This is a genomic window from Streptomyces sp. NPDC055025, from assembly GCF_053608565.1.
This window is the reverse complement of the sequence record NZ_JBSGVS010000022.1, coordinates 115,789-121,788: the sequence shown is the minus strand read 5'-3', so window position 1 is coordinate 121,788 and position 6,000 is coordinate 115,789. Positions and strand designations below refer to the sequence as shown.

The 6,000-nt window shown below is 71.7% G+C and carries 5 protein-coding genes; 4 read left to right on the top strand and 1 reads right to left on the bottom strand.

Annotated elements, in window-relative coordinates; genetic code table 11:
- Together ACWGDX_RS16135 and ACWGDX_RS16130 are read left to right on the top strand one after the other, a co-directional pair.
- Positions 1-2,515, top strand: a 2,515-nt coding sequence (locus tag ACWGDX_RS16135) for an ALF repeat-containing protein (protein WP_453626040.1), incomplete at its 5' end; no start/stop codon positions are given.
- 7 nt (positions 2,516-2,522) lie between these two features.
- Positions 2,523-2,939, top strand: coding sequence for a hypothetical protein (locus tag ACWGDX_RS16130; RefSeq protein WP_453626038.1), 417 nt, complete (start codon positions 2,523-2,525; stop codon positions 2,937-2,939).
- On the opposite strand, the gene ACWGDX_RS16125 is transcribed toward ACWGDX_RS16130, so the two are convergent.
- On the bottom strand, positions 2,936-4,321 hold the full coding sequence (locus ACWGDX_RS16125) for an MFS transporter (RefSeq protein ID WP_453626036.1): 1,386 nt from the start codon (positions 4,319-4,321) through the stop codon (positions 2,936-2,938). The genes ACWGDX_RS16130 and ACWGDX_RS16125 overlap by 4 nt on opposite strands.
- An 88-nt stretch (positions 4,322-4,409) precedes the next feature.
- Here ACWGDX_RS16125 and ACWGDX_RS16120 point away from each other — a divergent pair, with 88 nt between their 5' ends.
- A complete protein-coding gene (locus ACWGDX_RS16120; RefSeq protein WP_382849713.1) occupies positions 4,410-5,168 on the top strand; it encodes a DeoR/GlpR family DNA-binding transcription regulator in 759 nt (252 codons plus the stop codon).
- A gap of 135 nt (positions 5,169-5,303) precedes the next feature.
- On the top strand, positions 5,304-5,750 hold the full coding sequence (locus ACWGDX_RS16115; protein WP_363086140.1) for an SRPBCC family protein: 447 nt from the start codon (positions 5,304-5,306) through the stop codon (positions 5,748-5,750).
- Positions 5,751-6,000: the final 250 nt, after the last annotated feature.

Sequence of the window (6,000 nt, the reverse complement as noted above, 5' to 3'; positions counted from 1 at the left end):
GGGACTTGCCGCCGACGCGGCCGATCAGGCGGCGGTGGCGGCCGACGCGGCCGGTGACGCGGCGCGTTCGGCCGCGGGCGCGGGCGCGAACGCGAACCTCGCCGCCGACGCGGCGGTCGAGGCGAGCAACTACGCGGGTCAGTCCAGCGCCGCCGCCGCCGAGGCGCGTGCCGCCGCCGCGGCGACCAGGCGTCACGCCGCCGAGGCGAACCGGGCCGCGTCGGCCGCGGAGGCGCTGGCACGCAAGGCGGCCACGGCGGCACGCGAGGCGCGGGACGCCGCCCGCTCGGCCGCCACGCACGCGAACAACGCGGCGCAGGCCGCCGATGACGCGGCCGAGCACGCCGGTGACGCGGCGCAGGCCGCGACGCGGTCCACCGCGCACGCCAACGCGGCCACCGAGGCCGCCAACACCGCGAGTACCGCCGTGGCCACGGCACAGAAGGTCTACACACTCGCCCGCGAGGTGGAGGCCGAGGAACTTCTCGGACGTACCAACGCGGGTATGGAGCGCGCCCGGGACCAGAAGGAGGCCGACAGCGCCCGCACCGCCGGGCTGGCCGGGCTGGAACAGGCGGTACGGGACCGGGACGCGGAGCGGGAGCGGCTGGTGGCCGAGGCCGCCGAGCCCGGGGCCGATCTCGCGGAGATCGCCGGGCAGGGCCGCGAGCTGGCGGTGCTGGCGATGAGGAACGGCACCGCGTGGGGCCGTGGCGCCGCCGAGGCCGCGCTGGGCGGCCCGGACGAGGTCGTCATCGACTATCTGCGCAACGGCTGGGAGACCGCCGGGCAGCAGGACGACCGGTCCTATGTCGAGCGCCTCGCCGAGGAGAGCGAGGTCGCGGAGGTCCGCGGCGCGGCCGAGACCGCGCTCGACGGCGACGCCGCCACGGTCACCGCGTTCATCGGTGACGGCCAGTACCGGGCGGGTGCCCAGGGCATGCGCGTGGCCATCGCGCAGGTCCTCTCCGGCGCCGGACCGGACGCGGCCGGACCGGAACTGACCGCATCGGGCCGGGCGGCCCTGGACAGCGGTGATCCGAAGAAGTACAGCGCGTTCCTGACCGGTACGCAGTTCACCGCCCGGACCCAGGACGAGCGTGTCAGAGCCGCCCAGCTCATCTCCTCCGCCGGTCCCGAGGTGCGGTCGGCGGCGCGGATCGCGCTGGAGGGCTCGCCGCGGACGCTGCACGCCTTCATCGTCTCGGGCCAGTACACGGCGCAGCGCAAGGACCATCTCACCGCCACCCACGTGGCCCAGGTCCAGAAGCTCATCGCGGACGCCGCGAAGGTCGCGGCCACCGCCCAGCAGAACGCCGCCACCGCCCAGAAGGTCGCGGCCACCGCCCGCAAGGCCGCGGCCGAGGCCAGCGACTGGGCGAAGAAGGCGGACGCGTCGGCGGCCCAGGCCCGGGGATACGCCGACCAGGCCGCCCAGCACGCCAGGGACGCCGAAGCCTCCGCGGCCAGCGCCGCCGCCTCCGCCAGGACCGCCCGCGACGCCGCCGACAGCGCCGACATCGCCGCCGACGACGCGGCGAGGTCGGCGGCGGACGCCACGCTGTCCTCGGAGATGGCCCAGGCGTCGGCGTCCAGCGCGTGGTACTCCGCCGACCAGGCACGCCAGTCCGCGCTCGACGCCGGCAAGGACGCCGAAGCGGCGCTCGCGGCGGCCACCGAGGCGTTCACCATCGCCGTCACCAAGCAGCGGGAGGAGGAGGAAGCACGCCGCAGGGCCGCCGTCGAGGCCAAGCAGAAAGCCGAGAACGACCCGGGAGCACGCGCCCGTGAGATGTACCGCTGCGGCCAGGCCTACATCCCCTGCGACCCGCAGGGCTTCGCCCGCTGGTGCCAGCACAACGAGATCTACTGCGACATCCTCTCCATGGGCGACGAGTTCGGTGCCGCCATGGACGATCTGTGGGGCGTCACCAAGGAACTCACCGGCCTCGGTGAACTCGAAGCCTGCCTCGACAACAAGGACTTCGACTCCTGCTCGGGCCTGGCCACCGATGTCCTCATCGGCGCCAAGCTCAAAGCCCTCGACCGGGCCTTCGACAGCCTGAAGCTGCTCAAGCGCGGCTGCAAGATCCTCAGCAAGTCGGCCGTCGGCGGCACGTCGGCCGTCGGCGGACCGGCCGCCAGGTCCACGGCGGTGTCCGGGTCCACGGCGGCGGGCGGCTCCGTGGTGGCCCTGGCCGCGGACGTACCCTGCCTTGAGCACAATGTCCCCGGCCTTCCCAGGGACAAGTCCAAGATCCCCGATTCCAGTGACTGCGGCGTATGCGCCAAGCGCATCCGGGACAGTCTGGGAGGCGGCGAGATCGTCACCATCAAGCCGGCGGGGCAGCACACCCTCGGCGGCTACCGGAAGCAGGACACCTTCTGGTTCGAACACATCGTGGTCGTGTACAACGGCCGGGTCTACGACGGCTTCACAGGACGAGGCGGTGAGAGCATCGCCGAGTACAAGGCCGAGTGGGACTGGCCCGACGACATCATCTTCGGATTCTAGGAGCCGCGTGGGCGACAGGCAGTTCATCGAACAGCTACGCGCCAGGCCTGGTATGTACGGCTTGACCGGTACGTACCACCCGACAGCCATGCTCCTGCTCGGGTTCGATCTGGCCCGGGACGGCGGCGTGCTGCGGGGCTTCAGGGAGTGGCTCATCGTGCGCAAGGGCGAACGCTCCAGCTTCGTGTGGTATGCGCTCGTGTTCCAGGAGGCACTCCCTGGCATCAGCCTCGGGAACTGGGTACATCTGGAGCCGGAGCAGGACCGGCGGGCTGTGGATCACCTCTTCTCGCTCGTCCTCGAATTCCTGGACATACGGGATGACGCCGAGAAACTGGCGCGTATGTACGCGGAATACCACTCCCTGCGCACGCTGAACGACCAAGCGGACCCAGACGAAGCGGACCCGGACGAAGCGGACTAGAGGAAGTCGGAATCGTTTACGAGGGGGCGTCCCGGGACTTCCGGTGACGTCCCCTCGGTTCCTTTCCGGTCGCCGCCGTGCCCCCGCTCGCCGCCGCTCGCGGGCGCGGTTCCCAGGATCCGTGACATGCCGACCGCGACGACGCAGAAGGCCACCGGGAGGAAGAAGGTGAGGTTCAGCGGGATGAAGCGGGTGAGCGGGCCGATGACGGCGGGGCCGGCGAGCATACCGAGATAGCCGAGGCCCGCGACCCGGGAGACATTGGTTCCCGCGGCGTCCTGGTCGGCGTGGCCCGCGGCGCTGAAGAGCTGGGGGATGCAGCCGGAGAGGCCGATGCCGAAGACCGTCCAGCCGATCAGGGCCAGGGGGATCCACGGGGAGAGCGCGACCGCCGTCAGCCCGGCCGCGCCCAGGGCGGCGCCGTACCGTACGACGGCCACCGGGCCGAAGCGGGCCACCACCCGGTCCGTGAGCAGCCGTCCCACGGTCATGGCCGTGGAGAAGGCGCCGTACGCGAAGGCGGCGGTGGCGGCGGGCGCGTCGAGGACGTCCCGCATCGCCAGCACGCTCCAGTCGTTGGCGACCCCTTCGCAGAGCATCAGCATCAGGGCGAGTGCGGCCAGGGCCCAGATGCGCGGGGGTGTTTTGCCTACGGTGGTCCGGCCCCGCGACGTGTCAGCAGCCGCCTTCCGTCCGTCCGCCGCGTCCCGCCCGTCCGTCGTGTCCTGCCCGTCGGCCGCCTTCCGTCCCTCCGCCGCCTCCCCGGCACCCGCCGGTTCCGGTCGCAGCAGCGCCGGTGCCGCGAGTGCCGTGACGACGACACCGAACACGCTCACCACCCCCAGCGTCGTGGCCGCGCTCCACCCCCAGCTCAGTGTCCGCGCGCCGGCCAGCGCCGCGAGCACCCCGCCCACCGAGAAGAAGGCGTGGAAGGCGGACATCACCGGCCGCCGGTAGCCGCGCTCGACCTGGACGGCGTGCGTGTTCATGCTGACGTCCAGACAGCCGTTGCTGAAACCGAGCAGCAGCAGAGCCGCGCCCAGGGTCCAGGCGTTGACCGCCAGCCCCGGCAGCACCACCACCGCGCTGCACAGCACGGCACTCACCGGTATCACCTTGCGCGCGCCGAACCGGTCGGTGAGCGGCCCGACGAGCTGCATCCCCGCGAAGGCACCGCCGCCGAGCAGCAGCAGGAGCCAGCCGAGCACGGCGTGACCGACCCCCGCCCGGTGCTCCACGACGGGGATATGGACGACCCACACGCCCAGCACGAAGCCGTTGAGGGTGAAGAAGCCGAAGGTGGCCAGCCGGGCGGCGCGCAGCGATCTTTCCAGATCGGGTCTCTCCATACCGGGTCTCTCCATCTCGCCGGGTCTCTCCATGTCGGCGAACATAACAAACAAGCTTGATGTTCGAAAGTCCGTCTATCGAACATTGCTTATGTTCGGCGAAGTGTGTTGAATGACGGGCATGGCAAGCACAGACCGGCTGCGGCGGATCACCGACGCCGTGCGCGAGAGCGGACAACTGAGCGTGGCCGAGCTCGCGGAGCTGACCGGCGCCTCGGAGATGACGGTCCGCCGGGATCTGGAGGTCCTCAGCGACCAGGGCGTTCTGGAGCGCTACCGCGGCGGGGCCAGAAGCCTGCTGCTCCGGGGCGAGGAGCCCCCCTTCGCCCTCCGGGCCCAGGAGGGCACGGAGGCCAAGCGGCGCATCGCCGCCGCCGTCGCGGAACTGATCACCGACGGCGAGTCGGTCGTCATCGACAGCGGCACCACCTGTCTGGAGGTGGCCCGTGCGCTGGAGGACCGCCGGCTGACCGTCATGCCGCTCTCCCTCCACGCCGCCAACGCGCTCACCGGCGCCCCCCGCCTGAAACTGCTGCTGCCCGGCGGCGAACCACGTACGGGGGAACTCGCCCTCACCGGCCCGCTGACCGAGGCCTCGCTCGCCGCGCTGCGTTTCGACACCGCCGTCATCGGCTGCTGCGGACTGACCGCCAAGGACGGTCTGACCGCGTACGACCTGTCCGACGCGGCCGTCAAGCGTGCCGCGATCGCCTCGGCGCGACGGGTCATCGCCGTGGCGGACGCCGCGAAGTTCTCCCGTACCGCGCTCGCCTTCGTCTCACCGGTCTCGGCGCTCCACGCCGTCGTGACCGACGAGGCGGCTCCGGAGGAGGAGACGCGCGCGATGGCCGCGGCGGGTGTGACCGTACGCAAGGTGTGATCCTCCCCGGGTGGTGGGGGAAGGGGCCGACCCACGACAATGGACGCGTGGCGGCCGGCCCGGACCGTGCGGCCGTCATACCCGGCGGGTAGGTGTTCACGTATCCGCCGCCGGTTGACCGATCGAGGAGCGACCATGGCTGGACAGTTCGAGGCGACCACAGAGATCGACAGGCCCGTCGAGGAGGTATTCGCCTTCCTCGCCGCCGGTACGAACGACCCGCAGTTCAGCCCCAGGGTGCAGGCGATCGAGAAGGTCCCGGAGGGGCCCACGGCGGTCGGTACCGTCTTCCGCAGTACGGTCAAGGACGCGGGCATGACGACCAAGCGGGAGATCCGGATCACCGAGCTCGAAGCGCCGCACAAGATCCGCTGGACCGAGACGTCCAAGAACTCCGTCACCTCGGCCGAGGGCGGTTACGACCTGGAGAGCGTCGGCGACGGCAGGACCCGGGTGCGGATCTACAACGTCCTCGAAGGGCACGGCATCGGCAAACTGCTCGTCGGTATCGCCCTGAGCGCCTCCCGCAAGGACGCGCCGGCCTTCGGCGAGCGGATCAAGAAGGCCGCCGAGGCGGCCTGAGTCCGGCCACGTCCTGAGTCCGGCCATGTCCTGCGCCTGGCGCATGTGCTGAGCCCGGCCGCTTTCCGAGCGGAGCCCTCGCACCACGGGCCCCGGGCGGTGTCCACCGCCCGGGGCCCCGGCGTGACGATCACGGGTACGGCCCCCCGCTTGTCTTCGTGTGTGCTCGAACTTCTAGGCCCTGTCCGGTCGATCTTCGTGGATCAGCCCGGGGCGGCTGGTGCGGTGCATCGCAAGGCGGAGGATCGCC

Bases quoted from the DNA above. Each gene is read 5' to 3' on its own strand.
- ACWGDX_RS16125 (WP_453626036.1), bottom strand. From the start codon at position 4,321: ATGGAGAGACCCGGCGAGATGGAGAGACCCGGTATGGAGAGACCCGAT.
- ACWGDX_RS16120 (WP_382849713.1), top strand. From the start codon at position 4,410: ATGGCAAGCACAGACCGGCTGCGGCGGATCACCGACGCCGTGCGCGAG.
- ACWGDX_RS16115 (WP_363086140.1), top strand. From the start codon at position 5,304: ATGGCTGGACAGTTCGAGGCGACCACAGAGATCGACAGGCCCGTCGAG.